The sequence below is a fragment of the Tetzosporium hominis genome, assembly GCF_002265435.1.
In the GTDB taxonomy this organism is placed as follows: domain Bacteria; phylum Bacillota; class Bacilli; order Bacillales_A; family Planococcaceae; genus Chryseomicrobium; species Chryseomicrobium hominis.
The window spans coordinates 376,854-402,733 of the sequence record NZ_NOKQ01000134.1 but is presented as its reverse complement, the minus strand read 5'-3'; the positions used below and the strand labels follow the sequence as shown (position 1 = coordinate 402,733).

At 41.5% G+C, this 25,880-nt stretch carries 31 protein-coding genes, 1 pseudogene and 1 riboswitch; of the genes and pseudogenes, 2 read left to right on the top strand and 30 right to left on the bottom strand.

Annotation, left to right across the window (positions count from 1 at the left end; genetic code table 11):
* Positions 1–33: 33 nt before the first annotated feature.
* From aroA to prsW, 24 genes and pseudogenes are all read right to left on the bottom strand, one after another.
* The gene (gene aroA, locus CF394_RS02950) at positions 34–1,323 is read right to left on the bottom strand and encodes a 3-phosphoshikimate 1-carboxyvinyltransferase (protein ID WP_094941774.1); all 1,290 of its coding nucleotides are present in this window, start codon (positions 1,321–1,323) and stop codon (positions 34–36) included.
* A 13-nt stretch (positions 1,324–1,336) separates the two neighbouring features.
* Positions 1,337–2,425, bottom strand: a complete 1,089-nt coding sequence (locus CF394_RS02945) for a prephenate dehydrogenase (protein WP_094941773.1) — start codon at positions 2,423–2,425, stop codon at positions 1,337–1,339.
* Between the two features lie 3 nt (positions 2,426–2,428).
* Positions 2,429–3,526 carry a histidinol-phosphate transaminase gene (gene hisC / locus CF394_RS02940; RefSeq protein WP_094941772.1) on the bottom strand — a complete coding sequence of 366 codons (1,098 nt, stop codon included), beginning with the start codon at positions 3,524–3,526 and terminating at the stop codon, positions 2,429–2,431.
* Positions 3,527–3,536: 10 nt separating this feature from the next.
* Positions 3,537–3,902 carry a chorismate mutase gene (gene aroH, locus CF394_RS02935; RefSeq protein ID WP_094941771.1) on the bottom strand — a complete coding sequence of 122 codons (366 nt, stop codon included), beginning with the start codon at positions 3,900–3,902 and terminating at the stop codon, positions 3,537–3,539.
* Positions 3,899–4,966: a 3-dehydroquinate synthase gene (aroB, locus tag CF394_RS02930; RefSeq protein WP_094941770.1), complete on the bottom strand. Its 1,068-nt coding sequence runs from the start codon at positions 4,964–4,966 to the stop codon at positions 3,899–3,901. The genes aroH and aroB overlap by 4 nt, the downstream gene beginning before the upstream one ends.
* Positions 4,967–4,969: 3 nt before the next feature.
* Complete coding sequence (gene aroC / locus CF394_RS02925) at positions 4,970–6,151, bottom strand: chorismate synthase (RefSeq protein WP_094941769.1); 1,182 nt, start codon at positions 6,149–6,151, stop codon at positions 4,970–4,972.
* A 127-nt stretch (positions 6,152–6,278) separates the two neighbouring features.
* Complete coding sequence (ndk, locus tag CF394_RS02920) at positions 6,279–6,725, bottom strand: nucleoside-diphosphate kinase (RefSeq protein ID WP_094941768.1); 447 nt, start codon at positions 6,723–6,725, stop codon at positions 6,279–6,281.
* Positions 6,726–6,792: 67 nt separating this feature from the next.
* Positions 6,793–7,767: a polyprenyl synthetase family protein gene (locus tag CF394_RS02915; RefSeq protein WP_094941767.1), complete on the bottom strand. Its 975-nt coding sequence runs from the start codon at positions 7,765–7,767 to the stop codon at positions 6,793–6,795.
* Positions 7,768–7,783: 16 nt separating this feature from the next.
* Positions 7,784–8,482, bottom strand: a complete 699-nt coding sequence (locus CF394_RS02910; protein WP_094941766.1) for a demethylmenaquinone methyltransferase — start codon at positions 8,480–8,482, stop codon at positions 7,784–7,786.
* Between the two features lie 17 nt (positions 8,483–8,499).
* Complete coding sequence (locus CF394_RS02905) at positions 8,500–9,165, bottom strand: heptaprenyl diphosphate synthase component 1 (protein WP_165767434.1); 666 nt, start codon at positions 9,163–9,165, stop codon at positions 8,500–8,502.
* 15 nt (positions 9,166–9,180) lie between these two features.
* Positions 9,181–9,405: a trp RNA-binding attenuation protein MtrB gene (gene mtrB / locus CF394_RS02900; RefSeq protein WP_094941764.1), complete on the bottom strand. Its 225-nt coding sequence runs from the start codon at positions 9,403–9,405 to the stop codon at positions 9,181–9,183.
* Between the two features lie 51 nt (positions 9,406–9,456).
* Positions 9,457–10,050 carry a GTP cyclohydrolase I FolE gene (folE, locus tag CF394_RS02895; protein WP_439332850.1) on the bottom strand — a complete coding sequence of 198 codons (594 nt, stop codon included), beginning with the start codon at positions 10,048–10,050 and terminating at the stop codon, positions 9,457–9,459.
* Positions 10,051–10,156: 106 nt separating this feature from the next.
* A complete protein-coding gene (gene hbs / locus CF394_RS02890; RefSeq protein WP_094941762.1) occupies positions 10,157–10,429 on the bottom strand; it encodes a non-specific DNA-binding protein Hbs in 273 nt (90 codons plus the stop codon).
* A gap of 323 nt (positions 10,430–10,752) precedes the next feature.
* Positions 10,753–11,091, bottom strand: a pseudogene (locus tag CF394_RS02885) (stage IV sporulation protein A); the annotation flags it as partial.
* Positions 11,092–11,101: 10 nt separating this feature from the next.
* Positions 11,102–11,236 carry a hypothetical protein gene (locus tag CF394_RS16160; protein ID WP_094941760.1) on the bottom strand — a complete coding sequence of 45 codons (135 nt, stop codon included), beginning with the start codon at positions 11,234–11,236 and terminating at the stop codon, positions 11,102–11,104.
* 57 nt (positions 11,237–11,293) lie between these two features.
* On the bottom strand, positions 11,294–12,004 hold the full coding sequence (locus CF394_RS02875; protein ID WP_094941759.1) for an LptM family lipoprotein: 711 nt from the start codon (positions 12,002–12,004) through the stop codon (positions 11,294–11,296).
* Positions 12,004–12,207 carry a DUF2768 domain-containing protein gene (locus CF394_RS02870; protein WP_094941758.1) on the bottom strand — a complete coding sequence of 68 codons (204 nt, stop codon included), beginning with the start codon at positions 12,205–12,207 and terminating at the stop codon, positions 12,004–12,006. The genes CF394_RS02875 and CF394_RS02870 overlap by 1 nt, the downstream gene beginning before the upstream one ends.
* 16 nt (positions 12,208–12,223) lie before the next feature.
* The gene (locus CF394_RS02865) at positions 12,224–13,243 is read right to left on the bottom strand and encodes an NAD(P)H-dependent glycerol-3-phosphate dehydrogenase (protein ID WP_094941757.1); all 1,020 of its coding nucleotides are present in this window, start codon (positions 13,241–13,243) and stop codon (positions 12,224–12,226) included.
* 15 nt (positions 13,244–13,258) lie between these two features.
* A complete protein-coding gene (der, locus tag CF394_RS02860; RefSeq protein WP_207761668.1) occupies positions 13,259–14,569 on the bottom strand; it encodes a ribosome biogenesis GTPase Der in 1,311 nt (436 codons plus the stop codon).
* A gap of 91 nt (positions 14,570–14,660) precedes the next feature.
* Positions 14,661–15,803, bottom strand: coding sequence for a 30S ribosomal protein S1 (gene rpsA / locus CF394_RS02855; RefSeq protein WP_094941755.1), 1,143 nt, complete (start codon positions 15,801–15,803; stop codon positions 14,661–14,663).
* A 116-nt stretch (positions 15,804–15,919) separates the two neighbouring features.
* Positions 15,920–16,501, bottom strand: a complete 582-nt coding sequence (locus tag CF394_RS02850; RefSeq protein WP_094941754.1) for a lysophospholipid acyltransferase family protein — start codon at positions 16,499–16,501, stop codon at positions 15,920–15,922.
* Positions 16,498–17,175: a (d)CMP kinase gene (gene cmk / locus CF394_RS02845; RefSeq protein WP_094941753.1), complete on the bottom strand. Its 678-nt coding sequence runs from the start codon at positions 17,173–17,175 to the stop codon at positions 16,498–16,500. Before cmk ends, CF394_RS02850 begins: the two co-directional genes overlap by 4 nt.
* A gap of 144 nt (positions 17,176–17,319) precedes the next feature.
* Positions 17,320–17,733: a peptidoglycan-binding domain-containing protein gene (locus CF394_RS16205; RefSeq protein WP_341476720.1), complete on the bottom strand. Its 414-nt coding sequence runs from the start codon at positions 17,731–17,733 to the stop codon at positions 17,320–17,322.
* Positions 17,734–17,789: 56 nt separating this feature from the next.
* A complete protein-coding gene (prsW, locus tag CF394_RS02835) occupies positions 17,790–18,479 on the bottom strand; it encodes a glutamic-type intramembrane protease PrsW (protein ID WP_094941751.1) in 690 nt (229 codons plus the stop codon).
* A gap of 64 nt (positions 18,480–18,543) precedes the next feature.
* Between prsW and CF394_RS02830 the strand changes: the two genes are divergently transcribed.
* Complete coding sequence (locus CF394_RS02830) at positions 18,544–19,524, top strand: asparaginase (RefSeq protein WP_094941750.1); 981 nt, start codon at positions 18,544–18,546, stop codon at positions 19,522–19,524.
* Positions 19,525–19,732: 208 nt separating this feature from the next.
* On the opposite strand, the gene CF394_RS02820 is transcribed toward CF394_RS02830, so the two are convergent.
* The 5 genes from CF394_RS02820 to CF394_RS02800 all read right to left on the bottom strand — a co-directional run bounded on the left by CF394_RS02820 (position 19,733) and on the right by CF394_RS02800 (position 24,561).
* Positions 19,733–20,701, bottom strand: a complete 969-nt coding sequence (locus tag CF394_RS02820) for a YpdA family putative bacillithiol disulfide reductase (RefSeq protein WP_094941748.1) — start codon at positions 20,699–20,701, stop codon at positions 19,733–19,735.
* Between the two features lie 5 nt (positions 20,702–20,706).
* Positions 20,707–21,450: a metallophosphoesterase gene (locus tag CF394_RS02815; RefSeq protein ID WP_094941747.1), complete on the bottom strand. Its 744-nt coding sequence runs from the start codon at positions 21,448–21,450 to the stop codon at positions 20,707–20,709.
* Between the two features lie 52 nt (positions 21,451–21,502).
* Entirely contained in the window at positions 21,503–22,081 is a 579-nt protein-coding gene (locus CF394_RS02810) for a LysM peptidoglycan-binding domain-containing protein (RefSeq protein WP_094941746.1), read from the bottom strand.
* 67 nt (positions 22,082–22,148) lie between these two features.
* Positions 22,149–23,555, bottom strand: a complete 1,407-nt coding sequence (locus CF394_RS02805) for a RecQ family ATP-dependent DNA helicase (protein ID WP_094941745.1) — start codon at positions 23,553–23,555, stop codon at positions 22,149–22,151.
* Positions 23,548–24,561, bottom strand: a complete 1,014-nt coding sequence (locus CF394_RS02800) for a YpbB family protein (protein ID WP_094941744.1) — start codon at positions 24,559–24,561, stop codon at positions 23,548–23,550. Before CF394_RS02800 ends, CF394_RS02805 begins: the two co-directional genes overlap by 8 nt.
* 101 nt (positions 24,562–24,662) lie before the next feature.
* Between CF394_RS02800 and CF394_RS02795 the strand changes: the two genes are divergently transcribed.
* Positions 24,663–24,911, top strand: coding sequence for a ferredoxin (locus CF394_RS02795; RefSeq protein ID WP_094941743.1), 249 nt, complete (start codon positions 24,663–24,665; stop codon positions 24,909–24,911).
* Between the two features lie 42 nt (positions 24,912–24,953).
* Here CF394_RS02795 and CF394_RS02790 read toward each other — a convergent pair whose 3' ends face one another.
* The gene (locus tag CF394_RS02790) at positions 24,954–25,538 is read right to left on the bottom strand and encodes an ECF transporter S component (protein WP_094941742.1); all 585 of its coding nucleotides are present in this window, start codon (positions 25,536–25,538) and stop codon (positions 24,954–24,956) included.
* A gap of 154 nt (positions 25,539–25,692) precedes the next feature.
* A riboswitch (FMN riboswitch) is annotated at positions 25,693–25,819 on the bottom strand.
* Between the last annotated feature and the right edge of the window lie 61 nt (positions 25,820–25,880).

The window sequence follows — 25,880 nt, the reverse complement described above, 5'->3', positions numbered from 1 at the left end:
ACGATAGAAAGTCAAATCAAAAAGAAAACAGACTCAGTTTGAGCCTGTTGTCACTTGCTTATAATGTTCAAAAAAGTTTGGATAGCTGACACTAATACAGTCTGCATTATCAAGAGTCACAGGAGAACTTGTAATCAGAGAGGCAATAGCACCCATCATTCCGATGCGGTGGTCTCCGTATGTAGTAATAGTTGCGCCATGTAGTGGTGTCGGACCTGTAATACGCATTCCATCTTCAGTAGATTCAATTTGAGCACCTAACTTCGTGAGCTCGTTCACCACGGCGTCGATGCGATTGGTCTCTTTTACTTTAAGTTCTTCAGCATCACGGATCACCGTAACCCCAGTTGCCTGTGTCGCGAGAAGTGCGAGAATCGGAATTTCATCTATGAGTCGAGGAATCTGACTTCCCTGAACTTCAGTAGCTGTCAAATGGCTCGATTCGATTTCTAATGTAGCCGTCTCTTCATGCGAACCTGATGTAGATCCTGTCATGCGAAGTGTTGCTCCCATTTCCTGTAACACTTCCACGATACCGTCTCGAGTTGGATTCACACCCACATTTTCAAGTCGAATAAATGAATCAGGTACAATCGCACCTGCAACCAACCAAAACGCTGCGGATGAAATATCTCCTGGTACCACAACATGAGCTGGAGTCAGTTTTTGACCTCCTTGAAGTGTGATAGTGGATTCAGTCTGATGAACTTCTACGCCGAAGTGACGAAGCATCTTTTCCGTATGATCACGAGATGTATCGATTTCTGTAACCGACGTTGTTCCTTCTGCTCTAAGAGCTGCCAGTAAAATAGCAGATTTCACTTGCGCCGATGCTACAGGCATTTGATAAGAAATAGCTGCTAGCTTTTTTCCTTGTATCGCAAGAGGAGTGAAATTCCCACCACTTCTACCAATAATCTCCGCACCCATAAGTCTCAATGGATCCGTCACACGTTTCATTGGTCTTTTTTGAATGGATTCGTCTCCAATCATCACCGATGCCACAGATGAAGAAGCTAAAACTCCTGCAAGTAAACGCGTTGTTGTACCCGAATTCCCTGTATAGAGAATCGTATCCGGTTCTTTCCAGTTTTCGATTCCTGGACTGTTGACCGTTACACGGTCACCGTCAACCTCCACTTGAACTCCTACACGCTGGACACAGTCTATAGTACTCAAGCAATCGTCACTCTGCAAAAAACCTTCTACTGTCGTCGTCCCTTGTGCCATGGCCCCAAATAAAATCGACCTGTGCGAGATGGACTTGTCTCCTGGTATCACGAGAGTCCCTTTTAACGGACCTTGATGATGTAGTGTCTTCATTGTTTTCACTTCCTTATGCGATGTAGGTTTCGTAATTCGTCTCTGCATGAATGCATGCCATTGCTCGGTTGCGGTCATCATCAGATTGAAAACTGATCACCAAAATACCAAAGAGATCCTCACGTGTCTCGATGATTCGAATATTTAACAAGCTCAATTGATGAGCTGCGAGTAACCCCGTCACTTCAGAAATAACACCAGGATAGTCAGGAACATCGATATACAGATCGAACGTACTGAAAAAAGCTCCTTGTGTATGTGATGGGAGATTGTCTCTTTTCGTTTTTGCTTGTTGAAAATAGTCTTCGATTTCCACTGGATCACTCGTCATGACAAGACGCTTTACACGTTGCATTTCAATCATCCAATGATCTAGTTGTTCGAGCAGTTGGTCACGATTTTGTAGCGTAATATCACGCCACATGATCGGATTCGACGAAGCGATTCGCGTCGTATCTCGAAATCCACCTGCAGCTAATTGGGCAGTAAGGGGATTGTCACTAGAAGCATTCAGCTGATGAACAAGAGAAGCTGCTACCAAGTGCGGGAAATGGCTCACGACAGCTGTCATTTCATCATGTTCAGTAGCTGATAACTGCAGCACTTTTGCTTTTGCTGGCTGCAACAATTGGTTAAAGTCATCTACTTGTTGCTGGGTGACATAATCGGACGGGCACAGGATAAAATAGGCGTTTTCAAATAAATGCGCACGCGCCGCTGTCACGCCACTTTTATGAGAGCCCGCCATCGGGTGCCCCCCAATAAAAGGCAACTGTAAGGAATTCGCTAAATCAACGATTTCTTTTTTTGTGCTTCCCGTGTCTACTAAAACAGCACCTGGTTTTAGTGTCCATTTCGTAGCCTCCTGTAAGAGCTTCTTTGTGGTATTAACCGGTGTAGCAAAGATGATGATGTCTGCGTCTCTCACAGAGCGCGCTAAAGAATAGGCCATTTCGTCAATAACATCAATTCGTTTAGCGGTTCTCACCGTGTTGGCATCAACATCATACCCAATAACATGACAATCCGGATTTCTTCGTAAAGCTAGGGACAAACTACCTCCTATGAGGCCAAGTCCCACGATAACTATTGTTGTCAAAATCTATCACACTTTCTCTTTGCTCACGAGATGTGACAACTCTCTAAGCAATCCTTCGTTTTGTTCTTTCGTTCCTATAGTGATGCGAATCGTACCTGGCAAACCAAGCGACTTCCCACTACGAATGATATAGCCTTTAGACATCAAGTAGTGGAATGCCTCATCACTATCTTGTTCGATATCGATCAAGATGAAATTCGTTTCAGTCGGGTAGTATCGCAATTTATGTTCGTTACAAAACTCGATATATTGCTGCTTCCCTTTTTCGTTTTGTTCAACTGTTTGTTGAATAAACTGTTGATCCGCTAAAGCAACTTGCGCCGCTACTTGACTGATTGACGTATTGTTAAAAGGTTCACGAGTGGGTTCGAGCTGCTGCACTACTTCTTCAGAACCAACTCCATATCCAACTCGGAAAGCTGCCAGTCCGTATGCTTTAGAAAATGTTCTTAAAATAAGCAGATTCGGGAACTCTTGAATCCATGAGAGAGATTCTTCATAGTCTTCTGAAGATACATACTCGTAGTAAGCTTCATCTAAGACGATCAACACATCGTTAGGGACTTTTTGAAGGAACGTATAAATCTCTTTTGAAGGAGTCAATGTTCCCGTTGGATTGTTAGGATTACAGATCCAGACGACTGCAGTCTCTTCTGTCACTTGGTCAAGCATAGCGTCCAAATCATGTGATCCATCTTCTTTAAGAGGAACCGCAATATATGGAGAACCTTCAATGCGAGCGTTATGTGCATATTGGCTAAACGTAATATCCGCTCCAACAGAATTAACTTCAGGAGACAATAGCGCACGAGTCACAAGTAAAATGACTTCATCTGACCCATTGCCAAAGATCAGTTGCTCTGGTTTCACAGATAAGTGAGCAGCAACTGCTTCACGTAAACTCGACGCATAACCGTCTGGGTACAAAGCAAAGTCAAGCGAAGCATTTGTTAGTGCTTCTCGGACTTTTGGAGAAGAACCATACGGATTTTCATTAGATGCTAGTTTGATGACTTCTTGTAAGCCGAACTGTTTTTTTACTTCATCCATCGTTCTACCAGGCTTATATGCCTGTAAACCTTTTAATTGTTGCTTAAACTTCATCATCAGTTCCTCATTTCTTTACTAGATCAGGTCGAAGAGAAATGGCTTCATTTAAATACACATGCTGAATCTTGTTTTGCGCTACAGTAGAATTCACATGCATCATGATGCGGATGCATCTAGGAAGACTCGGTTGTACATTCATCTCATGAGTACACATAACCGGTACATATTCCCATCCTGTGATAGTACGCACTGCTTTTGCAGGAAAAGCGGACACAATGTCCGGTGTCGTAGATATCAATACAGACGCTACTTCTTCAGGTTCAATGTTGTTTTGTTTCGCCATTTCGCGTGCCAGCGTCTGAGTGGCTTCCATTACTGCTTCTGGTTGGTCGATCTCAATGGTTGTTGCGCCTCGTACGCCTCGTATCATAGCTGGTCCTCCTTCAACCATGCACATAGTTGGGTATGTGCGTAGTGTACCTGTTCTTCTGTAACTGTCGCAAGTGTTGGTTTCGAAATTTCTGATACTACAACAAATTGCAATTCAGTCGCTGTGTTTTTCTTATCTTTTCTAATAAACTCCATAATGGATTCAAACGGAAAACTCAGCACTTCGCTTGTTGGATACCCAAGAGCAATCATTTGGCGTAACCACGTTTTGGCTAAGTCTGGTTGTTCGCTCAGCAGAAACGTAATGACTAACCCAAGAGCTACTGCCTCTCCGTGCTTTAATCGCCCATAGCCCGCAAGAGCTTCTATGCCGTGTCCGTACGTATGGCCAAGATTTAGAAACTTGCGCTCATAGGTTTCAAACTCATCCTTTTCCACGATTGCGGCTTTTACAGCAATCCCTTTTGCAAGCTGTTCCTGCCATTCGAGCGCCTTCACCTGATCCATTGATTTCAACTGCAGTAATTCTTGTGCCCAAACGGCATCTGAAAGAAATGCATGCTTAATGAGCTCTGTGTACCCTGAGCGAATCTCACTATCCGGTAATGTTTGAAGAAAGTGCGTATCAAAAATGACAGCTAGCGGTTGATGGAAAGCCCCCACCATGTTTTTCCCAAGTGCGTGATTGACCCCTGTCTTGCCACCAACAGCACTATCATGAGCCAAAATCGTAGTAGGAAGTTGGATAAATGAGATCCCTCTCATATAAGTAGCCGCAACAAATCCTGTAAAGTCTCCAGCCGCTCCTCCGCCAAAAGCAATCAGTACAGTTTTTCTAGAGGCCTTGTTTTCTAATAGATATGCAAGTGCTCTGTCATACTCAGCAAGCGTCTTAGTAGCTTCGCCCGACTTTAACAAATACTTGTCAAAGTTAAACGAGACCTGCTGTTGAAAATAGTTGCCGTGAAGATTCCAGACATGTTGATCCGCAAAGACTATAATGCGATCTGCGTTATCTGGAAGAACTTTTTCCAACTGGCGAATAGCTTGCATCTTAAGAATTACTGGATAGCTTCTATCTTTTGATTGAATCGTTAATTCCACGTATTAAAACTCCTTTGCTTCATTCCGTCGCTTCTCGACAGCCTCCTGCAGTTGAGCAAGATGATCAGAAGGGAAAGTTTCCAGAATAGCTTGAGCGATTTCCCAAGCGATGACATGCTCCGCCACAACAGAAGCTGCAGGTACTGCACACGCATCAGAACGCTCAATACTAGCCTTAAATACTTCTTTCGTTTCAATATCCACACTTTCAAGTGGTTTATAAAGGGTCGGAATTGGTTTCATGACGCCTCTAACCACGATTGGCATCCCTGTCGACATACCACCCTCAGTTCCACCTAATCGGTTGGTCTCCCGGTAGTATCCTTGTTGTTCATTGTATCGAATCTGATCGTGGACCTGACTACCGGGTAGATTGGCCATTTCGAATCCGAGACCAAGTTCCACTCCTTTAAACGCATTGATGCTCATCATGGCAAAGGCAAGGCGGGCATCCAGTTTTCTGTCGTAGTGAACGTAGCTACCAACGCCTTCAGGCATCCCCGTTACTCGAACTTCAACGACTCCGCCAATTGTATCTCCTGCTTTTTTAGCAGCATCAATCGCAGCAACCATTTTTTTAGACGCAACAGGATCAGCGGTATATACAGGATCTTGAGTGGTCCGTTCCACCAATTCTTCAACTGTCAGCTGCTCTGCAATAGCACGATCTGCGTGGACACCACCAATTGTCGTCACGTAACCAGTAACTTGAATACCTAGTTGTTCTAAAAGTTGTTTCGCCACAGCACCAGCTGCTACTCGAACAGTCGTTTCACGCGCAGAAGAACGTTCTAAAACATTGCGCAGGTCCCTATGTTGGTATTTGATGCCTCCAACTAAGTCTGCATGACCAGGTCGTGGACGAGAAATCTGGCGTTTGATTTCACTCTCATCCTTACCTTCTTCAAGAGGTTCCACTCCCATGATATGCGTCCAATGCTTCCAATCATCATTGGTTACTTGAAGACATATTGGTGAGCCAAGCGATTTTCCATGACGAATTCCTGCAGTGATTGCAATAAGATCTTTTTCAATCTGCATTCGTCTCCCTCGTCCATGTCCACCTTGTCTTCTACGTAAAGAATCATTTAATTTTTCAATAGAAAGAGTAAATTGAGCGGGTACTCCTTCAATTATTGTTGTTAGTTGAGGTCCATGAGACTCTCCTGCTGTTAAGTAACGCAAAATAACTTTCTCCCTTCAACTCGCTAAAGTATTATGTGTTCCACTATACCACAATCATACGGGATTCTGGAACGGCAGGCACCTAGAAAATAAAAAAAGACACCCTTTTTCGGATGTCTTTTGCCAATTAGTTGATCCAATCGTTAGAAGATTTTGTGTATGTAACAAGCTCTTCTTCTTTGAAGAATAAACCAATTTCACGCTCAGCTGATTCAGGTGAATCAGAACCGTGAATAATATTTTTCCCTACTGTTACAGCGAAGTCACCACGAACAGTTCCAGGAGCTGAATCTTTAGGGTTTGTAGCGCCCATCATTAAACGAGCTGTAGAGATGACGTTCTCGCCTTCCCAAACCATAGCGAATACAGGACCTGAAGTGATGAAGTCTACTAGTTCGCCGAAGAACGGACGCTCTTTGTGTTCACCGTAGTGCTGTTCAGCAAGTTCAGTTGGGATTTGCATTAATTTAGCACCAACAAGTTGGAAGCCTTTTTTCTCAAAACGGCCAACGATTTCACCGATAAGGTTACGTTGAACGCCGTCAGGTTTTACCATTAAAAATGTTTTTTCCATTGTAGTCGCTCCTTAAAATCAAGTTTCACACGTTTAAAATCGTACCATTACCATCCAAAAAATTCAATTAAAATTTGCGTTTGCTCATGAAGAGGGCAATGTTTTGAAGAGATTTTTTCGCAGAACTCTTAGGCAAGTGTTTAATTTCGTTCATTGCTTTTTCAAGATAAAGATTACTCATACGTTTTGCTTGCTCGAGCCCTTGAGAAGTTCTAAGTGCTGCAAGTAGTTCGTGACGGGTCTGCTCCGTCGTATCCCCACGCTGAATCCGAATAAGTAACTCTTTCACCCCAGCTTCATCACGAGCATATACAACAGGTAGAGTAATATTGCCTAATAACAGGTCACTTCCCGCAGGTTTTCCAAGCATTTCGTCAGTTGAAACAATATCTAAAATATCATCGACGATTTGAAATGACATGCCAACATAGTATCCGAAATTGCGCAGATGGATGCGGTCTTTCTCGTTAACGTCCGCAGCAAGTGCGCCAAGTTCACAGGACACACTAATTAAAAGAGCTGTCTTGCGTCGTATGCGCTTCAAGTATTCCCTTACCGTCAACTGATACAATCGCTTATCTTCTACTTGTTCTATTTCACCTAGACAAAGTTCTACCATAGTATCCGATAACAGCTGATGGGCATACGTACTATCTAGTTTCGATAAAGAAGCGATTGCTTTAGAAAATAAGAAATCTCCTGTATACATAGCCATCCGGTTATCCCACTCTGCTTTTACAGTTGGTCTCCCGCGGCGGGTGCCTGCATCATCTATTACATCATCATGGACGAGTGACGCCATATGAATTAATTCGACAGGAACGGCCACTTGCTTGATGCGTTCAATCGAGAAATCGCCAAACTTAGCAGCAAGCAATACGAAGACTGGTCGAATTCGCTTCCCTCCAGCCTGTAAGAGATGAAGAGACGCTTCTGTCAACAAGTCAGAATCAGATTGCACTGATGCAGTAAGCTCAGCTTCTACTTGATCTAAGTCAGGACGTAGATCTGTATATAAGGCTTTCAATTTCAACTTATCCACTAAATACCATTCCTAACTACATCTTATAGCCGATATGCCGTGCCGCAGCTCCACCACTATAAGGCTTACTTGTAACGTTTGCAAATCCCACTTCTTCAAACAATTTAGCTAACTCGGTACGATTCGGGAAGTCTTTTTGAGATTCTTGCAACCATGAGTACTCGTCATAACTCTTTGCAAATAATTTTCCGAACACGGGCATTACAAAACGGAAATAGAGTCTAAAAAATCCATTGAATAGCTTAGAATCTGGTTGTGACGTTTCTAAACAAACTACCATGCCACCTGGCTTTACAACTCGGTACATTTCGCTTAATACTTTTTTATAATCAGGGACATTGCGGAGTCCAAACCCGATTGTTACATAGTCGAATTGGTTATCTTCAAATGGCAGATCCATTGCGTTCCCATGAATCAAGTCTATTTGTGGGTAAGACTTAACTTTTTCACGCCCGACGGACAACATGTTTTGACTAAAATCCAGCCCAGTCACATGCCCCTCTGTGCCAGCGTCTTCAGCTAAAGCAATGGTCCAATCCGCAGTACCACAACAGACATCTAAAGCTTTAGAACCTTTTTTTACTGCCATGGCACGCATAGTATCTTCACGCCAGCGTTTGTGCTGTTGAAAACTGATGACTCCATTCATCGCATCGTAATTGGATGAAATCTTTTCAAAGACCTCATGAACGCGCTGTTCTTTTTCTTTCACCATTTCTAACACCTTCGTCCTTACAATTTTGTTTCGCTCGGTAGTGCTTCCTCAATGAGCTGCATGAGAGAGTTCTTCACTTCTTCTCCTAAATGAGATTGGTCGAGCTCTTGCTTGATTTCACTTACCATCCATTCTAATGAATAAGGCAGTTTGTCAAAGTCCTCGAAAAGAGCTAGTTGCTCCGCTAAAGGCATAAACTGAAGAGTGTCCATCTCTGTGAAAAGAGCACGTGTAGGTTCCGTCACAATCACTTTTCTCGCATGGACCATAGCTTCTTCATCAGAAGTTTCTTGCAAATATAAAAAAGAGCGTGATTCTGTCATCAACCGAATAGAGTCTGTGAGTCGCGTAATTAACTCCCGGTAACCATTCTTCGAGAGGAGCTGATAATACTTTCCGCTATAATAATCACCTGCTAAAACTTGAAGTTGTTGGCTCTTTTGCAGCGTACCTGATTGAAGAACATGATCATGACAAGAAAGTGCCAAATAGATAATAGCAGTTGCATGATAAGCTTTTACATCATCTGCCATGTCCTTTTCTAATAGCGGCAGATAAATAGATGCCATTTTAAGATCAGACAGTCTAGGTCTGCCCGTATGTTCTATCAATATGGGGTGACTCAAAATTTCTTCAATGTCATGACGCCACAACTCAAGTTTAGCCTGTATAGAATTTGTCATTTGTTTCATCACCAACTATTTGGATTTCGAGTCGCTCGTAACCGTACCATGTGCCGTTTGAATCTCAGCATACCCGCGAATTTTCACTGCTGATGTATGGTCTGTAAACTGAGCAATCATTACTTCACCTGTATCTAACTTTTCAGAGTGATGAAATTTCGTGTCTGTACCTCGCGTTAATCCGATGACATGCACACCATCTTCGAGAGCTTTGATTACAATAAATTCATTATTAGACATTTCATCGTCTCCTAACTGTATTCTTTAGTTTACCACAAAAGGCACCTGAAATTAGGTCATTTGTATGAACGAATGAATTTCTGACCGCTTCACAGCATCTTCTTCATATACGCCACGTGCTACTGCAGTAATGGTTTTTGCTCCTGGTTTTTTAATTCCACGCATTGTCATACACATGTGCTCTGCTTCTATAACGACGTATGCACCATATGGATTCAGCATTTCCATGATGCTATCCGCAATAGTTGATGTAATGCGTTCTTGAAGCTGTGGCCTGCGAGCAGTCGTTTCAACAGCTCGAGCTAATTTACTAAGCCCGGTTACGACTCCATTTCTCGGAATATAGGCTACATGGGCTTTCCCATAGAAAGGAACTAAGTGATGTTCACACATTGAGTGAAATGGAATATCTTTAACCAATACAAGTTCCTCATGATCTTCATGGAAGATCGTTTTAAAGTATTCTTTAGGGTCTTGATGTAGCCCTTCAAACATTTCAGCATACATTTTGGCGACCCGTTTTGGAGTTTCAATTAAGCCTTCACGTGCAGGGTCTTCCCCCACGGCTTCTAGTATCATTTTTACGGCATTCTCTATTTTATGTAAATCGACAGTAGTCACTAAAGATCCCCCTCTATCATTCATCATATGAATCTTAACACACCGCCTGTTGAAGGGGAAATCGTATATCTCGAATCCGAAAAAATAAAAAGAGTAGCTTCTCACAATGAGAAGCTACCCTATGTAAATCTTATTTCACTGCATCTTTAAGTGCTTTACCTGGTTTGAAAGCAGGCACCTTAGAAGCTGCAATTTCGATTTCTTTACCAGTTTGTGGGTTACGACCTTTACGAGCCGCGCGCTCACGCACTTCAAAGTTACCAAAACCGATTAATTGAACTTTGTTTCCTTCTGCAAGAGCAGATTGGATGGATTCAAATACAGCATCAACCGCTTTAGAAGCATCTTTCTTAGAAAGAGAAGCTGATTCTGCTACAGCATTTACTAATTCTGTTTTATTCACATCATTCACCTCCTCTCAAGGAAGATACAATCAATCTGTAAAAAGAGTATCACAACAAAAATACGTATGCAACTGAATTTACTATAGAAATCGTTGTTATAGCGCTATTTTGAGCAATTTCATGAGGGTCAATTCATGAAATTGAATCAAGCACAAAATATGGTAATAAGCAACTAGTTTCCATAATATTTTTATGTATATCAAAAAATCCAGTCGATGACTGAATTTCAGAAATAGCTTATAAAATAAATGTCACAATACCCTGCTGGTCTTGTCTTACTACTTTTTCAATCGTCTTCATCAAACAATGTTTACTCGGAAGATCAAGTAACTAGGTCCCTTGCAATTCCATTCACTGTGCCATCGGTGGATACTACAAAGCCTACTGTAGAATGATCTCGGATGACTTTATCTGTTCCTAATTTGGCGGCTTGCTGGAATGGAATCGGTTCTTGATTCCATGGCGTTTGTATTAATTTGTCATGATTCCCTATTGAATCAATCATATACCCTACGCAATCCACAAAGCGAAGTTTCATATGAATATTAGACACATGAATCGGTACAGAAACCGCTTGCGCGGGAATAAATTTTGGTTCCGTCGTCATGATTTCTAAGCCCGCAGAGCTTTGGGGCTTTTCATCAATGACACGAGCTCGTTCTTCTCCATCTTCAAATAGAAGGAACTACAAGATGGTCTAGTAGCTTTGTGATCAGTGTTGACTTCCCTACTCGGACTGACCCTACTACTCCAATGTAAACATCTCCATTGGTTCGTTTCGCTAGTTCATTCAAAGCACTTTGCATAGCTCTCTCCTCTCATACTGTAGCGTATGAAAAAAAGACCCGCAGTAGACCTGCGGATCATTCAGGAAGCATAAATATGGGCTCATTATTTTCATTAACAGTATACGGCAAGGAATAAGCCGGTACGATTGGTGAGTCTTGTTCTAAAAGATAGCGAATATCCGTACCAGGTTTGATTTCTTCATCAGTTTCTTGAAGAATCTTGTACAGTTCAATTGAGTAATCGATGAAAATTTCTCCCGTTCCTATTGCAACTAAAGGAAGCTGGGTAGAAGAGTAAGGACTAGGTACTGTCACTTCTGATTTATATCCCATGATTTCATAATCAAGCTTATAAACCCCTTCAGCTATCGTTTCAGCAATGGGTGCATACCCATTCACAGAACGGCGAAAATTGAGGTCTCGTAACGTTTCCGTTGCCCGAAGATCCACGAGCTTGACAGTTGGATTCTCTTCTACATCTCGAATGACGTATTGATAAATCCCGCCCGCTTCAAATGAATTAGGTGGCACTTGTCCCATAAGCGACGGCACCAGTTTAGTAAAATCGACAGGATATTTGATATATTGGTCAACATCCGCATCTCTTGTTTTAATAGGTAGTAGCCCGCCAGAGTTTTCACTGAACTGATTGACTGCACTCTGCACTTGTTCAAGTTGCTCCGGATAAGGGTTCACGTTATCCGGCTCATAACCACTCTTATAGCCACAGGCCGATAAAAATAAAATCGAGGTCGTGATGAGAACTAATTTAATGATTTGTTTCATTACGCAGTCCCTCTTGTCGGATTGAAAATGATATAGAGCATAGAAATGAACCCAAGAATCAAACAAACCCATGCAACGATGCGAATCGGCCAAGCAACCCACTTATTTGTCACTTTAGAGTGAACAAACAACATCAACAGCATCGCAATAAACATGAATCCCATTGAACCAAAGGAGATCCACATTTTGTCTAAAGACGACATGATAATCCCACTTTCTTTAAAACGATTTAAAATCTTCTAATTCGTGCTTCTTTGTACGTAACATCAATTGATCTACGCCTTCTTTTGGCGTCATCCCTTCAAACAACACGTCATACAAAGCATGAGTGATAGGCATTTCAATATCATATTTCTGAGACAGTTGATATGCCGCTTTGGTAGTTCGTACACCTTCCACGACCATACCCATATCTTCTAGTACTTGTTCTAAAGAATTCCCTTTACCTAACAGATTCCCTGCTCGCCAGTTTCGAGAATGAACGGAAGTGCAAGTAACAATCAGATCTCCCATACCAGTTAAGCCAATGAATGTATAAGGTTCTGCACCCATTTTGATTCCGAGGCGGCTGATTTCAGCTAGTCCTCGCGTAATAAGCGCCGCTTTTGCATTGTCACCATAACCTAATCCGTCCACGATACCGGCGGCTAAAGCGATAACATTCTTAAGTGCACCACCTAACTCAACACCAATCACGTCTTCATTTGTGTAGACACGAAGGTAATGATTCATAAACAAATCTTGAACGAACTTTGCAGAATGTTCATCAACACTTGCTGCAGTAACAGTGGTAGGATGTCGCAAAACTACTTCTTCTGCGTGACTAGGTCCTGAAAGAACTACAATACTTTTCCGCAAATGTTCAGGAATCTCTTCTTCAATAATCTCTGAGATGCGCTTTAAAGAATCTGGCTCAATTCCTTTTGATACATGGACGAAAGTTTTAGGCTCTGATAAATAGGGCAAGAAGTTTTGGATAACTTCTCGGAACGCCTTTGTAGGAACAGCCAGAACGATAGTCGGTGCATGCTGTAAGGCTTTTTGTAAATCAGACGTAGCAGCGAGATTCGTAGGAAGCTCGCTGTCTGGTAAATATTTTTTATTTGTATGGTAATCATTGATTTCTTGTGATTGATCTTTTCGATGAGACCAAATCAAAGTATCGTGTTGATTCTCTGCGAGTACAAATGCTAGAGCCGTACCCCAACTTCCCGCTCCTAAGACTGTGACAGAATGCAAAAACTCCACTCTCCTTTACGTACGTGCACGTGCAATAATTTTGATTGGAGTCCCTTCGAAATCGAATGCTTCACGAATACGATTTTCTAGGAAACGATTATACGAGAAGTGCATGAGCTCTGGTTCATTGACGAAAACAACGAAAGTCGGTGGACGAGTAGCCACTTGCGTCGCGTAATAAATACGAAGACGTTTCCCTTTATCAGAAGGAGCCGGGTTACGTGCTACAGCATCTTCGATAACTTCATTCAAAATAGACGACTGAATACGCATTGAATGATTTTCACTTACACGTTGAATAACCGGGAATATAGAATGGACCCGTTGTTTCGTTTTTGCAGAAACAAAGACGATTGGAGCATAATCTAAGAACAAGAAGTGTTCCCGAATTTGTTGTGTGAAAACGTTCATCGTCTTCTCATCTTTTTCTAACGCGTCCCACTTGTTGACTACGATAATAACTCCGCGACCTGCCTCATGAGCATAGCCTGCAATTTTCTTATCTTGTTCTTGAATTCCTTCTTCTGCATTCAAAACGACTAAAACAACGTCGGAGCGTTCAATCGCCTTAAGAGCACGGAGGACACTGTACTTCTCTGTACTCTCATACACTTTTCCTTTTTTACGCATACCGGCTGTGTCAATCATGACGTATTCTTGATCATCTACTGTGTAACGAGTATCAATTGCATCACGAGTAGTACCTGCAACGTCACTTACAATGACGCGTTCTTGGCCAAGTACTGCATTTATTAGAGAAGATTTCCCCACATTCGGACGACCGATAAGCGAGAATTTAATAACTTCATCCCCGTAATCTTCATCGCCTTCTTCTGGGAAGTGTTTCGCCGCTTCATCTAAAAGGTCACCAAGACCTAAACCGTGTGAACCCGAGATTGGGAAAGGTTCTCCCATTCCTAAAGCGTAAAAGTCATAAATCATGTCTCTCATATCAGGATTATCAATTTTATTTACGGCTAATACAACCGGTTTTTTTGTTTTATAAAGAATCCGTGCTACGTATTCATCTGCGGCCGTTACACCTTCACGTCCATTGGTCAGAAAAATAATGACGTCCGCTTCTTCCATAGCGACTTCAGCTTGTTGCTTGATCTGCTCTAGGAATGGCTCGTCACTTAGTTCAATTCCGCCTGTATCAATGATACTAAAATCATGAGTCAGCCATTCAGCTGAGCTGTAAATACGATCACGTGTCACTCCAGGTACATCTTCTACGATGGAGACACGCTCTCCTACAATTCGATTAAAAATAGTCGATTTGCCGACGTTCGGCCTACCGACGATTGCTACTACTGGTTTTGTCATTTCGTTCATCCTTCCAACTTCATCTACAAGGTATTATACACGAATCTAGGGTAAAAAGAAAAAACAGAGGCGCAGCGGCCTCTGTCTATCATTATTCTTTATTAAAATCTTTAAAACGGTCACCGAGTACGTCAGAAATCGAGAAACCTTTGTTTTCTTCAGGCATTTCATAATCTGAGAAGTCATCTGCAGTGTTTTCTTGTAGTTCTTTCATGCTAAGTGAGAGGCGTCTCTCCTCAGGTTTTACGTCTAGTACTTTGACTTCAACCTCTTGACCTTCACTTAATACCTCATGTGGAGAACCAATATGTTGATGTGAGATTTGAGAAATGTGAACGAGTCCTTCTACACCTGGGAACACTTCTACAAAAGCTCCGTAGCTTACTAATCGTTTAACTGTACCTGTATGAACCGAACCAATTTCTGCTTTATCAACAATCGACTCCCAAGGTCCTGGTAACGTGTCTTTGATAGATAAGGAAATGCGTTCCGCATCACGGTCAACTGACAAAATTTTGACGTTCACTTTTTGACCTTCTGTTAAAGCGCTCGCCACATTGTCCAAGTGATCGTGTGAAATCTGGGAGATGTGTACAAGGCCATCTACTCCGCCGATATCAACGAATGCTCCAAATGAAGCGAGTCGCTGTACAGTACCTTCTACAACACTACCTACTTCTAATTGTTCAAGTGTTTGTTGTTTTAATGAAGATTTTTGTTCTTCAACAACAGCACGGTGAGATAAAATCACGCGGTTCTTTTCTTTATCGAGCTCTACGATTTTAAACTCCATCATACGACCTTTATAGTCATCAAAGTTTTCCACAAAGTGATCTTCAATTAAAGATGCTGGGATAAATCCACGCACCCCAATATCTACTACCAGACCGCCTTTTACGACTTCTTTAACTTCGGTCTCGATGATAGTACCTGCATTAAACTTCTCTTCTAAACCTTCCCACGCGCTTTCTGCATCTGCTTTGCGCTTTGAAAGGACATAATTTTCTTCTTCAACTTTAGTAACCACCAGAGTCAATTCGTCACCAGGTGACACAACATCTGATGCTTTCTCTACGTGCAGACTTGATAACTCACTGATGGGCACAATGCCATCAAAGGGTGCGTTCTCAATTGTAACCGTAATCGATTTTTCATCGACTTGTTCTACTTTTGCTTGAACAATATCCCCTTCTTTGAGTACTGGGATATCATTTACATTCATTTCTTCTGTCATAAGATTATCCTCCTCCACTACGTCTATACCTTATTTTAGTCGAAACTGGCTATAAATACAAAACCTAGCCATTACCTACTATTATGGGATATGGGACGAAAGTATTCATGAGGAAGTTACTTATGTTGATCAATTAATTTTTGAATCTCTGCCATAATGGCTTCTGTGACGACTTCAGCAGATGCTTTTTGCTCTCTGAACGTTGTCATATCCATTGGTTCTCCATAGACTACTTTCAGCCGTTTAAAAGGTTTATAAGGCCCTACAATGGCTGTTGGTACAACTACTGCATTCCCTCGAAGTGCAAAGAATCCCGCACCAGCCAAGCCTTTTTTCAATTGACCATCTTTTGAACGTGTCCCCTCAGGGAACAAACCTACCACATTGCCATCTTTAAGAAGTTGAATCGCTTTTCTCATTGCTTCGCGATCACTCATTCCACGTTTTACTGGAAAGGCATTCAGCCGAGGAATCAATGTTTTTAAGATAGGCGCATTAAATAACTCTTCTTTCGCCATAAAGTGAACAGGTCGAGGGGCCAAGATACCTACAACTGGTGGATCCAACGCATGAATATGATTGGAGCAAATCAAAACTCCGCCTTCTTTAGGAAAATGATCATGTCCTCGCACATCAAAGCGGTATATAGGAGCTAATGCTCCGTAGACAACACTTTTTGCAAATTGGTATAAGTTCATACAGCAGACTCCTTCTCTTTAGCTAGCTGAACGATTTTTTCTACAACTTGATCAATTGAAAGGTTTGTAGTATCTAAGTAAATGGCATCTTCTGCCTGAACTAGCGGAGAAGCTTCTCTCTCGCTGTCTAATTTATCCCGTTTAATGATATCTGCTTTTAGTTGTTGCAAGTCACTTGGAATCCCTCTTTTTTCATTGTCTAACAGACGACGTCTTGCACGCTCGTCTGCAGAGGCAGACATAAAGATCTTTAATTCTGCGTCTGGAATTACATGGGTTCCAATATCACGTCCATCCATGATGACACCACCCGTTTGTGCAAGTATCATTTGACGGTCAACCAAGTCTTGGCGTACACGTGCATGAGCTGCTACTTCGGAGACATTGGACGTTACTTCAGTTGTACGGATTTCATCTGAAACATTGATGCCGTCAAGATATACTTGCTGCCCACTTTCAGAAGGACGAAGTTCAATAGTCGTTTGTTTCAAAAGCTCGACCAATCCGTTCTCATCTGATAGGTCCAATTGATGCTCCATTGATTTGTATGTGATAGCTCTATACATCGCACCTGTATCAACATATGTATAATTCAGTTTTTCAGCTGCCATTTTAGCTATTGTAGACTTACCGGCACCAGCCGGTCCGTCGATTGCAATGCGTATTGTTTTCATTTTCATATCCTCCAGTTCATCAGAAACAGTTTACCATAAAACCCCCTCTAATTCGAAGCAAATTAGAGGGGGCCAACTTAACCATTATTTTTTTCTTTTTTTACAAATTCATGTGTCACCGCATCGACAAACAACGTATAATTTTCACCTTGAGCTGTTTGAACTTTGAGTTCGTAACATAGCTTTTGATCGTACGATTTCGTTTCCAAGTAGAGTTGTCAATAAGTGCCCAACCTTAACGGAATAATCTGCAAACCCTTCTAATTTACTACGAGTGTTGTTACCCGCAACACCATCGGTAGGAAGACCAAACTGTTTCTGAAACTTTTTTAACGCTTGTTCTGTACCAGAACCAAAATGTCCATCGATTTCTCCGTGATAAAATCCTAAATATTGAAGACGTGCTTGCAGTTCAATTACGTTGTCTCCATATGAGCCTGCGACGATATCTTGATTTGTAAATGCTTCACCATGTAGTGAAGTTGTAGCTAGTACCGTTAGCAACAACATCATACCTATGACATGTTTCCACTTATTCTCCTCCTTTTTAGTTACCATGTGAAGAATCGATAAAACTATACAAAAAAGCCCCTGAAATGATCAGAGGCCATACATTATTTTGAGCTAGAATCGTGAAAAGGATGATTTTTAAGATGGTAATTTCGAGATAGCAGATGAGCCTGTTTGACTCGGGACAGTGCAACTATCCAAAGACCTAACATAAATAGCGACCAAATTAAGATTTGATCTTGTGCGCTATAGATGAGCGCATTGTATAGGAAATGGAGGAGTAATGGAGCTAATAAAGCAAGTAACAATTGAGTCTTTTGACGAGCTTGAACAAATTGTGCTCTTCCTAAATAATAACCCATAACTACACCAAAAAGGGCGTGGCTTGAAACGGGTAGAAGAGCTCTTAAAATGGCATCGTGAATACCGAAGCTTACAAGAAACAATAAGTTTTCTATAGTGGCAAATCCAAGCGACACGCTGGCTCCATAAAGAATACCATCGTAAGGATCTGCAAAGCGGGTCTGTTTGAAAATAGCGACTACAAGGATTAGCCATTTAAAAAATTCTTCCAGTAGTGCAGATAAACTTCCGCTAAAAAAAGAGGTGTCTGTCAATGCGGTCTCTTCTTGAACTACATACTGAATAAAGAGAATCGGGAATGTTAGTACAGCTCCATAGATAAACGCATAAAAAAGCAATCGACTTGGTTCAGACTCAATTTCTCTTCGTAAATAAAAATAACTAAGTAACGCTAGAGAAGGAGCGATGGCCACTGAAAATACTATGAACACTTTTCCTCCCCCTCTCTTGTGATACTATACTCTTATCGTACCATTTTATTTAAGGGGTGTGAAAATGAAAAATTTATTAGTACTGCATACAGGCGGAACAATTTCTATGCATGCAGATGAAAAAAGCACAGCTGTAATGCCTTCGACTATCAATCCATTGACTGCCGAACTCGATAAACTTGCTGCTCTAGCTGTAATTAAAGAAATAGAAGTATTTAACTTGCCTTCCCCTCATATGACACCAGAGCATATGCTTGAATTAAAAAACGTAATTGAACATGAGCTTGAAACGACTTCATTCGATGGAGTTGTCATCACTCATGGAACAGATACACTTGAGGAGACTGCCTATTTTTTAGATTTAACACTACATACGGATATTCCCATCGTTATGACTGGAGCCATGCGATCGTCTAATGAGTTAGGAGCCGATGGTGTTTACAATTTGCTAGGTGCCGCGCGTGTAGCGTTGCATAAAAGCGCTCGTGAAAAAGGGGTACTTGTCGTATTAAATGATGAGATCCATACTGCTGAAAATGTCACAAAGACACATACCAGCAATGTCTCTACGTTTCAATCGCCTTCTTATGGTCCTATTGGTCACATCACAAAAACAATCATCCACTTTCATCACAGACCGAATCGCACTCCGTTTTTACCGATTACAAAATTAGAAAAACGAGTGGCTTTATTAAAAGTATATGCAGGAATGGAGCCAGAACTCATCCGAGCAGTGTGTTCTAGCGGTTTTGATGGATTGATTTTAGAAGGTCTTGGTCAAGGAAATGTGCCACCTGCTCTTGTGCCTGAGATCGACTTGCTGCGAGAAAAAGAAATTCCTGTCGTTTTAGTGTCTCGCTGTTTTAACGGTATTGCTTTAGACGTTTATGGATATGCAGGCGGTGGGCGAGATTTGAAGAATCGTGGAGTCCATTTTGCACACGGATTAAACGGTCAAAAAGCTCGGCTTGCTTTGCTCGCAGCATTGCATCAAGAAAATCCTAGTCAAGCACTGGATGACTTTTTTCATTATCCAGCAGAATGATTTTAGATGCGGAAGGCGTTCGCCCAGAAATGCTTCAGAAACCAGGCGCAGCAATTGAGGAGTTCTTTGTCTCGGTTGGGGTGAATGGTTTTGCTGTGGATTTCTGGCGTTCGCAACTCGATTACTCTAGATGCGTAGAACGCCATTCTAGAAATAATACAAAAAAGGCATCTTCTCATTATTTGAGATTAGATGCCTTTTTGATTCATTACTGAGTTTTAATTTTATTGGCAAGATCTTGAGCGATCAGTTCGCCATGGAAGCGTCCGTTTTCAATGAAAATTTCATTTGCATTGTTTCCTGCAGCAATGACACCTGCAATATATACCCCAGGCACATTTGTTTCCATCGTATCTTCATTCAAGAACGGCCTTCCCGTCTCTTTGTCGAATTCAATACCTAGAGCATGCAGAAAATAGCGGTTAGGATGATAGCCCGTCATGGCGAATACAAAGTCAGCAGGAAGTTTTCTCTCCACACCATTCTGCGAGACGACTATCTCACCTTCTGTGATTTTTACTACTTCCGTATCAAAATGCATTTGAATTTCACCTTGTTTTACAGCACCTTCAAATTCAGGTAACACCCACGGTTTGATACTCGGAGAATAGTCAGAGCCTCTGTAAACGACTTGAACGGCAGCTCCTGCTTTGTTTAATTCCAAAGCAGCGTCAATCGCAGAGTTTTTCCCTCCGATGACCACTACTTGCTGTTTGAAATACGGGTGGCCTTCTTTGAAATAATGAGAGACATGTGGCAATTCTTCACCAGGAATGTCCATCAAATTTGGTTGATCATAATAACCTGTCGCTAAAATAATATGAGGTGCCGTATAACTCCCTTTAGAAGTATCAACACGGTAGGAATCGTTTATTCGAGTCACTTTTTCTACTGTCTCAAATGTATTAATTTGCAAGTTTTTCTGTTTTACCACTTCACGATAATAGACAAGTGCCTGATTGCGCTTTGGTTTTCGTTGTTCCACAATAAAGGGCACATCTCCTATCGCTAATTTCTCACTTGTACTAAAAAAAGTTTGATGAGTTGGATAGTTATAAATGGCATTTACAACATTGCCTTTTTCAATACAAATGTAAGAAAGTCCTTGTTCTTTCACAGCGATTGTAGCAGCAAGTCCACAAGGACCTCCCCCAATAATGATTACATCGTAGTTCACACTAGTCACTTCTTTCCTTGAATTTCAATGACATGCACTTCACTTTCCGCACCTAAACGAAATGGGAGTGCTGTCGTTCCGTACCCATTACTAATCAATTCATATCGGAGGCCTTTTCTTTTAAAATCTCCAAGATCTCGAAGCCCCCATTTCAAAAAGCGAATCTGTCCCCCGTGATGATGCCCCGCAACGGCTAGATCTACTTGAGGATGGGAGTCTAACTTCGAAAAATATAATGGGGAATGGCTCATAAAGATTGTAAAAAGATCAGATTGCACCGCTTCAAATGCTTTATTCATATCTACTGTACCAGTATATGCGTCGTCAATCCCAACGATTTGCATCGGAATAGATGGATGGAGCAGCGACTTATTGGTAAGAATATTCACATGGTTCGACTCAAGCATTGAAGTCAGTCTCTCTTCTCCTACTTCTCGGTCATTGTTTCCGAATACATAATAACAAGGAGCAAGTGATGAAAGGAGCTTAATAGTTCGAGTGGTTTGCTCGATAGGTACGCCACCTTCTGTTAAATCGCCACCAATCAGCACGGCATCTATATCATTGGGGAGTCTTTTGAGTAAGGAATTAGAGAGTCTTCTACTATGGATATCGGATATAAAAAGAACTTTAGCTTGTCCAGAAAACTTACTAGTTTTCATTTGATGTGTGATCACATTATTTTCATGTGCGAGCCATGTCATATAGCGGAGTGCATAGACGGCTGACTTTAGTGCTAGTGGTAACATACGGTCCCTTCTTTCTTAAAAAATAAGTACTCGCCCCAAAAGGAGTGAGTACTTATGGCAATACCAATACTTGACCTACACTAATTTCATTTGAAGTTAAATTATTTGCTTGCTTGATTCGATCAACTGCTGTTGGATCATTGTAATAGTTCATCGCAATTCGGTAAAGTGTTTCATTAGATTGGACTGTGTGAGTACGCTCAGGTTGAACAGGCTCTTCAGCAGGTTGCTCCTCCTCTTCTTCCTCTACTACAGGCTCCTCTTCCGATTGGTTTTCCTCAGGTTGGTCTTGTGTTTCAGTTGGTTCCACTTGCTCGTCAGCAGGTTCTTCTTCTGATTCTTCTTCTTCTTGCTCTACAGGAGTAACCGGTTTGACATCCAGTTGGACTACTTGTTGATTATCTGGACGTTCATTTGCTTGTGGGTCGTAAAAGAAATACGCGTAAACAAATAAAATTACTGGGAGCACAATCCCTATAGTAAACAATGTTGGCAGAAACCAGTTTCTAGGTTTCCCTGAAGATTTTTTCTTCGTCTTTTTCACATGACGCGACCGTCTACTAAGCGTCTCTGGTTCTTCAATAGGTTTACGGTGCTCTTCTAATTTTTTTTGATAGTCATTGTTCGCCATGATGGTTTCCCCCGAATGCCTTCTTTTGTCTAATTATGCCGAAATTCCACTGGAAAGTAAATGAATCTTAAGGGAATAATTGCTTTAGACGTTTTTTATATGCACTACCTAGATCCATTCGTTCTGTTTCTTTAGCTGACTCATGAGTCATTTCAATTGCTTCAAGGGACTGGCACTTGTTGCAACAAAATACTGGTTTAGGTAGATTTGTCTCTCCAAATGCATTCCCTATACCTTCTCTTAAACATGTTTGACCTGTAATGATTTTGTAGAGTTCTAAGATGTTTTGTTTTTTTGATAATCTGAGTCTGTCAAATAGTTGGTTTTGTTCAGATACTGAAAGCCTTGAATTCCAGTACGACAATATTTTGGTCTTCTGCTCATCGAGCTCAACACTTTGTGCAAAGTATTCGATATCCTGTTGATCGGGTAGATCAGCTGTAGCTAAAAATAAACTTTTTCGGTAGTCGTCAGCTGTATAGAAAAGTGTAGCAAGCGACTGTTTTCCATCCCGAGAAGCGCGTCCAAATTCCTGTAAATAATTGGACAGCGATGTTGGAATGTGATCATGCAGGACTTGTCTGATATTTGCTTTATGGATCCCCATTCCAAAAGCATTGGTAGCACAAATCCATTCCAGTTCCCCGCTACTGAACTGTTGCTGAATGAGTGATCGGTCTAAAGTGTCCATGCCTCCATGATAGGCGGCAGTAGGAATACCAAGCTTTATCAGCTGTGTCGCATAATCTTCTGCACGTTTTCTTGATTGGGTATATAAGATCCCCGGTCCTCCGTATTGTCTTATTAGACGTATCATCTCATCAAAACGTTCCAAATCAGATTCTACTTGTATAGTCTGCAAAGCAATACTTGGACGGTCCACAGACCGAACGATTTCTACCATGCTAGGACGGTGCAGCGTTTCTTTAATTAATAGTCTCGTTTGTTCAGTTGCTGTTGCTGTCAAAGCCAAAATCTGTTTTGTAAAATTAGTAGATACCCACTCTGCTGCACGCAAATAATCTGGTCTAAAATCCATACCCCACTGGACAAGACAATGCGCTTCGTCATATACAAAGTACGCGACATGTACAGCAAGCAGTGCATTTTGAAGCTCTCGGTTCTGCAAACTTTCAGGAGAAACAAAAATGTAGTGATAGTTGTCAATATTCCGTAGTGCATATTCCCGCTCTGCTCGAGACTGGAAAGAAGTGAATGCAACGACTTTTTTCTCACCTCTTAATTTAAGTTGTTGAACTTGGTCCGTCATCAAGGAAACTAAAGGAGATAGAATAATGACTGTCCCACTAAAATAACTTGTAGGAAATTGAAATAACATAGATTTACCTGTACCCGTCGGTAGCACTCCTAACACGTCTTGACCTGAAAGAAAGTGTTCAATCACTTCTTTTTGCCCTGGCCGGAATGAAAGAAATCCGAAACGCTTTTGAAGTTCATTTTCTAGTTCAGTCATTTGAAGCACCCCCTATCGCAAGAGCTAATCGAATTTGAAAGTAACTAAATTCAGGAAGTTCTTCACGTAGCTCTTTAAGCTTATGAGTTTGAAGCTGTTTTTGAACGTCTAAGATTCTGTGACATTGTTCACGAGACAGTAGTTCAGTAAACGAATGACCTCCTTCAATTGAAGCGATTTCCACAAAATGGTCTTCTATAGTACTCGTCCTCAGTCGACGAACAGCTGCAATTTCTTCAAGCGATAGATGTTGCTGTAAATAGCGTCTAGTCACGCCTGCCGTTTCCGTCATTACAAGAGGTCGATCCACTAATTGGTAGAGCGACGAGTTGGTTGTCTCTAAATGGGCAATAAACTGAACCAATAAATCTCGGAACATATAGAGGCAGTCGAGTTCGCGAAGGTCTAAAAGTTCAGCAAGCTGTGACCAGGTCCACCCCGTCACTTCGAAACCAGATAAACGAAAGACAAATAAGTTTCGTTGGTTATCGGTCAATGTTGATTGGCGAATAAATTCAAGAACTGCGTGCTTTGTGCTTTCCGCTAACTGTTTTACACCAGCTTGTGACGCTACAAAACGCTTTAATTCTCTCTGCACAGGTTCCTCAGAGACAATGGGTATGTAACTACGATTTTCGTGCAAGGCATTCGAGCTGATCTGGACAAGTAATTGAAGTTTTTTTTCAAAAAGCACACAATCCGGGCCGAGCAAGCCTGTTTGAAAATGGCTTTTAAAATTGTTGATTTGACTGAACCCCACTTCCGTTACACTAGGAGTTTCTATGGACGTGATCCAACCTGCTTTCACCAGTTTATCTAGTTCAAATTGGTAAGTTTCTTTCGTCAGGTCTACTCCTATGCCAAAGAATCCTTGCACCTTATAGTAATGAATATCCTGTAACGTCTGCCCTGATTTCTTCCCTCTCAAAATATAATAAGGAGCCATGGCAGAGCGCTCTCCATTTAATTGATAAAACAGATAGACTAAAAGTTGTTGAAAAAACATAGAACACCTCGGTATCTGAACGTTTAATGGTTGAAATGCAAGGTAATGAGCTTTAAAATGAAACGTAGACGTTGATTTGCGAGAAAAAAGGAGAGACCGTAATGGCTAAATATACAATCGTTGATAAAGATACCTGCATCGCATGTGGTGCATGTGGCGCTGCAGCACCAGATATTTATGATTATGATGATGAAGGAATTGCATTTGTTATTCTAGATGATAACACGGGTACGACCGCTATTCCAGAAGAGCTACTAGAAGATATGGAAGATGCATTTGAAGGATGTCCAACAGATTCTATCAAAGTTGCTGATGAATCATTTGACGGTGACGCATTGAAATACGAATAGAGAAGAGTAAAGACTCGTCTAGAATCCTAGACGAGCCTTTTTTTATGTCAGCTGATAAGACTGGCTGACTTTATCTAAATAAGGTTTCAGTTTCTTGAATACAAGTACCATCACAACGGTAATTAAGGCACCTTTGATTAGATTGAAAGGTAAAATCCCATAGACTAATGTGTTCATTAACGCTGATCCTGTCTCCATTGGGAAGTTCAAGAAGTAAGCGTACATTGGTAAAAACACTAAGTAGTTCAGTACTGTCATACCGATTGCCATAGAAACCGTACCTGCCACCAATCCTAGATACATTCCTTTAGAAGAAGTAACCTTTTTGTAAATCAGATAAACTGGAGCAATGAACAAAATGGATGTCACAAAGTTTGCCATGTGACCTACAGGGACACCTGTTGGACTTCCTGAGAAGAACCAATCCAAGACGTTCTTTAAAAATGCGACTGCGATTCCAGCAACTGGCCCCATCGTAATGGCTGCAATTAATGCAGGTACATCACTGAAGTCGACTTTCAAATAAGCTGGTAGTGCTGGCAATGGAAATGCAAGTAGCATCAAGATAAATGACAAGCTACTAAGCATAGCCACCGCAATGAGTTTGCGTGTGTTGCTTTTAAACATGACTTTCCGCTCCTTTTGCGATTCACTTCACAAGAGGAAAGGCTAACGTTGTCTGTGCGCTTATTTGCATGTAAAACAAAACCCTTAAGCCGAAATCGACTTAAGGGAGAAAGGTACACTTAAATAAGCGTTTGAGATCACATAAACGCTGCACCTTCACCTTCTCCCATCCAGACTATACTGTCGGCTCTGGAATCACACCAGAATCTGCCTTGCGGCTCGCGGGCTAGACTTTCGTCATTTCCGCCGGTCGGGAATTGCCCCCTGCCCCGAAGATGAATCATATAATGAAATTGTACATACTAATGTATGCACTATTTATCATAGCAGACAGTGCTTTGC

What these genes read in the sequence shown, in the direction of transcription:
- CF394_RS02910 (WP_094941766.1), bottom strand. Translation starts at nt 8,482, where the DNA reads ATGGTGAAAGAAAAAGAACAGCGCGTTCATGAGGTCTTTGAAAAGATT.
- hisC (WP_094941772.1), bottom strand. Translation starts at nt 3,526, where the DNA reads ATGAAGTTTAAGCAACAATTAAAAGGTTTACAGGCATATAAGCCTGGT.
- rpsA (WP_094941755.1), bottom strand. Translation starts at nt 15,803, where the DNA reads ATGACAGAAGAAATGAATGTAAATGATATCCCAGTACTCAAAGAAGGG.
- cmk (WP_094941753.1), bottom strand. Translation starts at nt 17,175, where the DNA reads ATGAAAACAATACGCATTGCAATCGACGGACCGGCTGGTGCCGGTAAG.
- CF394_RS16160 (WP_094941760.1), bottom strand. Translation starts at nt 11,236, where the DNA reads ATGCAAAGTGCTTTGAATGAACTAGCGAAACGAACCAATGGAGATGTT.
- CF394_RS02810 (WP_094941746.1), bottom strand. Translation starts at nt 22,081, where the DNA reads ATGGCGAACAATGACTATCAAAAAAAATTAGAAGAGCACCGTAAACCT.
- CF394_RS02790 (WP_094941742.1), bottom strand. Translation starts at nt 25,538, where the DNA reads ATGTTTAAAAGCAACACACGCAAACTCATTGCGGTGGCTATGCTTAGT.
- CF394_RS02830 (WP_094941750.1), top strand. Translation starts at nt 18,544, where the DNA reads ATGAAAAATTTATTAGTACTGCATACAGGCGGAACAATTTCTATGCAT.
- CF394_RS02875 (WP_094941759.1), bottom strand. Translation starts at nt 12,004, where the DNA reads ATGAAACAAATCATTAAATTAGTTCTCATCACGACCTCGATTTTATTT.
- der (WP_207761668.1), bottom strand. Translation starts at nt 14,569, where the DNA reads ATGACAAAACCAGTAGTAGCAATCGTCGGTAGGCCGAACGTCGGCAAA.
- CF394_RS16205 (WP_341476720.1), bottom strand. Translation starts at nt 17,733, where the DNA reads ATGGTAACTAAAAAGGAGGAGAATAAGTGGAAACATGTCATAGGTATG.
- CF394_RS02800 (WP_094941744.1), bottom strand. Translation starts at nt 24,561, where the DNA reads ATGTTTTTTCAACAACTTTTAGTCTATCTGTTTTATCAATTAAATGGA.
- CF394_RS02850 (WP_094941754.1), bottom strand. Translation starts at nt 16,501, where the DNA reads ATGAACTTATACCAATTTGCAAAAAGTGTTGTCTACGGAGCATTAGCT.
- CF394_RS02870 (WP_094941758.1), bottom strand. Translation starts at nt 12,207, where the DNA reads ATGTCGTCTTTAGACAAAATGTGGATCTCCTTTGGTTCAATGGGATTC.
- CF394_RS02795 (WP_094941743.1), top strand. Translation starts at nt 24,663, where the DNA reads ATGGCTAAATATACAATCGTTGATAAAGATACCTGCATCGCATGTGGT.
- mtrB (WP_094941764.1), bottom strand. Translation starts at nt 9,405, where the DNA reads ATGTCTAATAATGAATTTATTGTAATCAAAGCTCTCGAAGATGGTGTG.
- CF394_RS02805 (WP_094941745.1), bottom strand. Translation starts at nt 23,555, where the DNA reads ATGACTGAACTAGAAAATGAACTTCAAAAGCGTTTCGGATTTCTTTCA.
- aroA (WP_094941774.1), bottom strand. Translation starts at nt 1,323, where the DNA reads ATGAAGACACTACATCATCAAGGTCCGTTAAAAGGGACTCTCGTGATA.
- folE (WP_439332850.1), bottom strand. Translation starts at nt 10,050, where the DNA reads ATGAATGATAGAGGGGGATCTTTAGTGACTACTGTCGATTTACATAAA.
- CF394_RS02815 (WP_094941747.1), bottom strand. Translation starts at nt 21,450, where the DNA reads ATGTTACCACTAGCACTAAAGTCAGCCGTCTATGCACTCCGCTATATG.
- aroH (WP_094941771.1), bottom strand. Translation starts at nt 3,902, where the DNA reads ATGATACGAGGCGTACGAGGCGCAACAACCATTGAGATCGACCAACCA.
- CF394_RS02905 (WP_165767434.1), bottom strand. Translation starts at nt 9,165, where the DNA reads ATGACAAATTCTATACAGGCTAAACTTGAGTTGTGGCGTCATGACATT.
- ndk (WP_094941768.1), bottom strand. Translation starts at nt 6,725, where the DNA reads ATGGAAAAAACATTTTTAATGGTAAAACCTGACGGCGTTCAACGTAAC.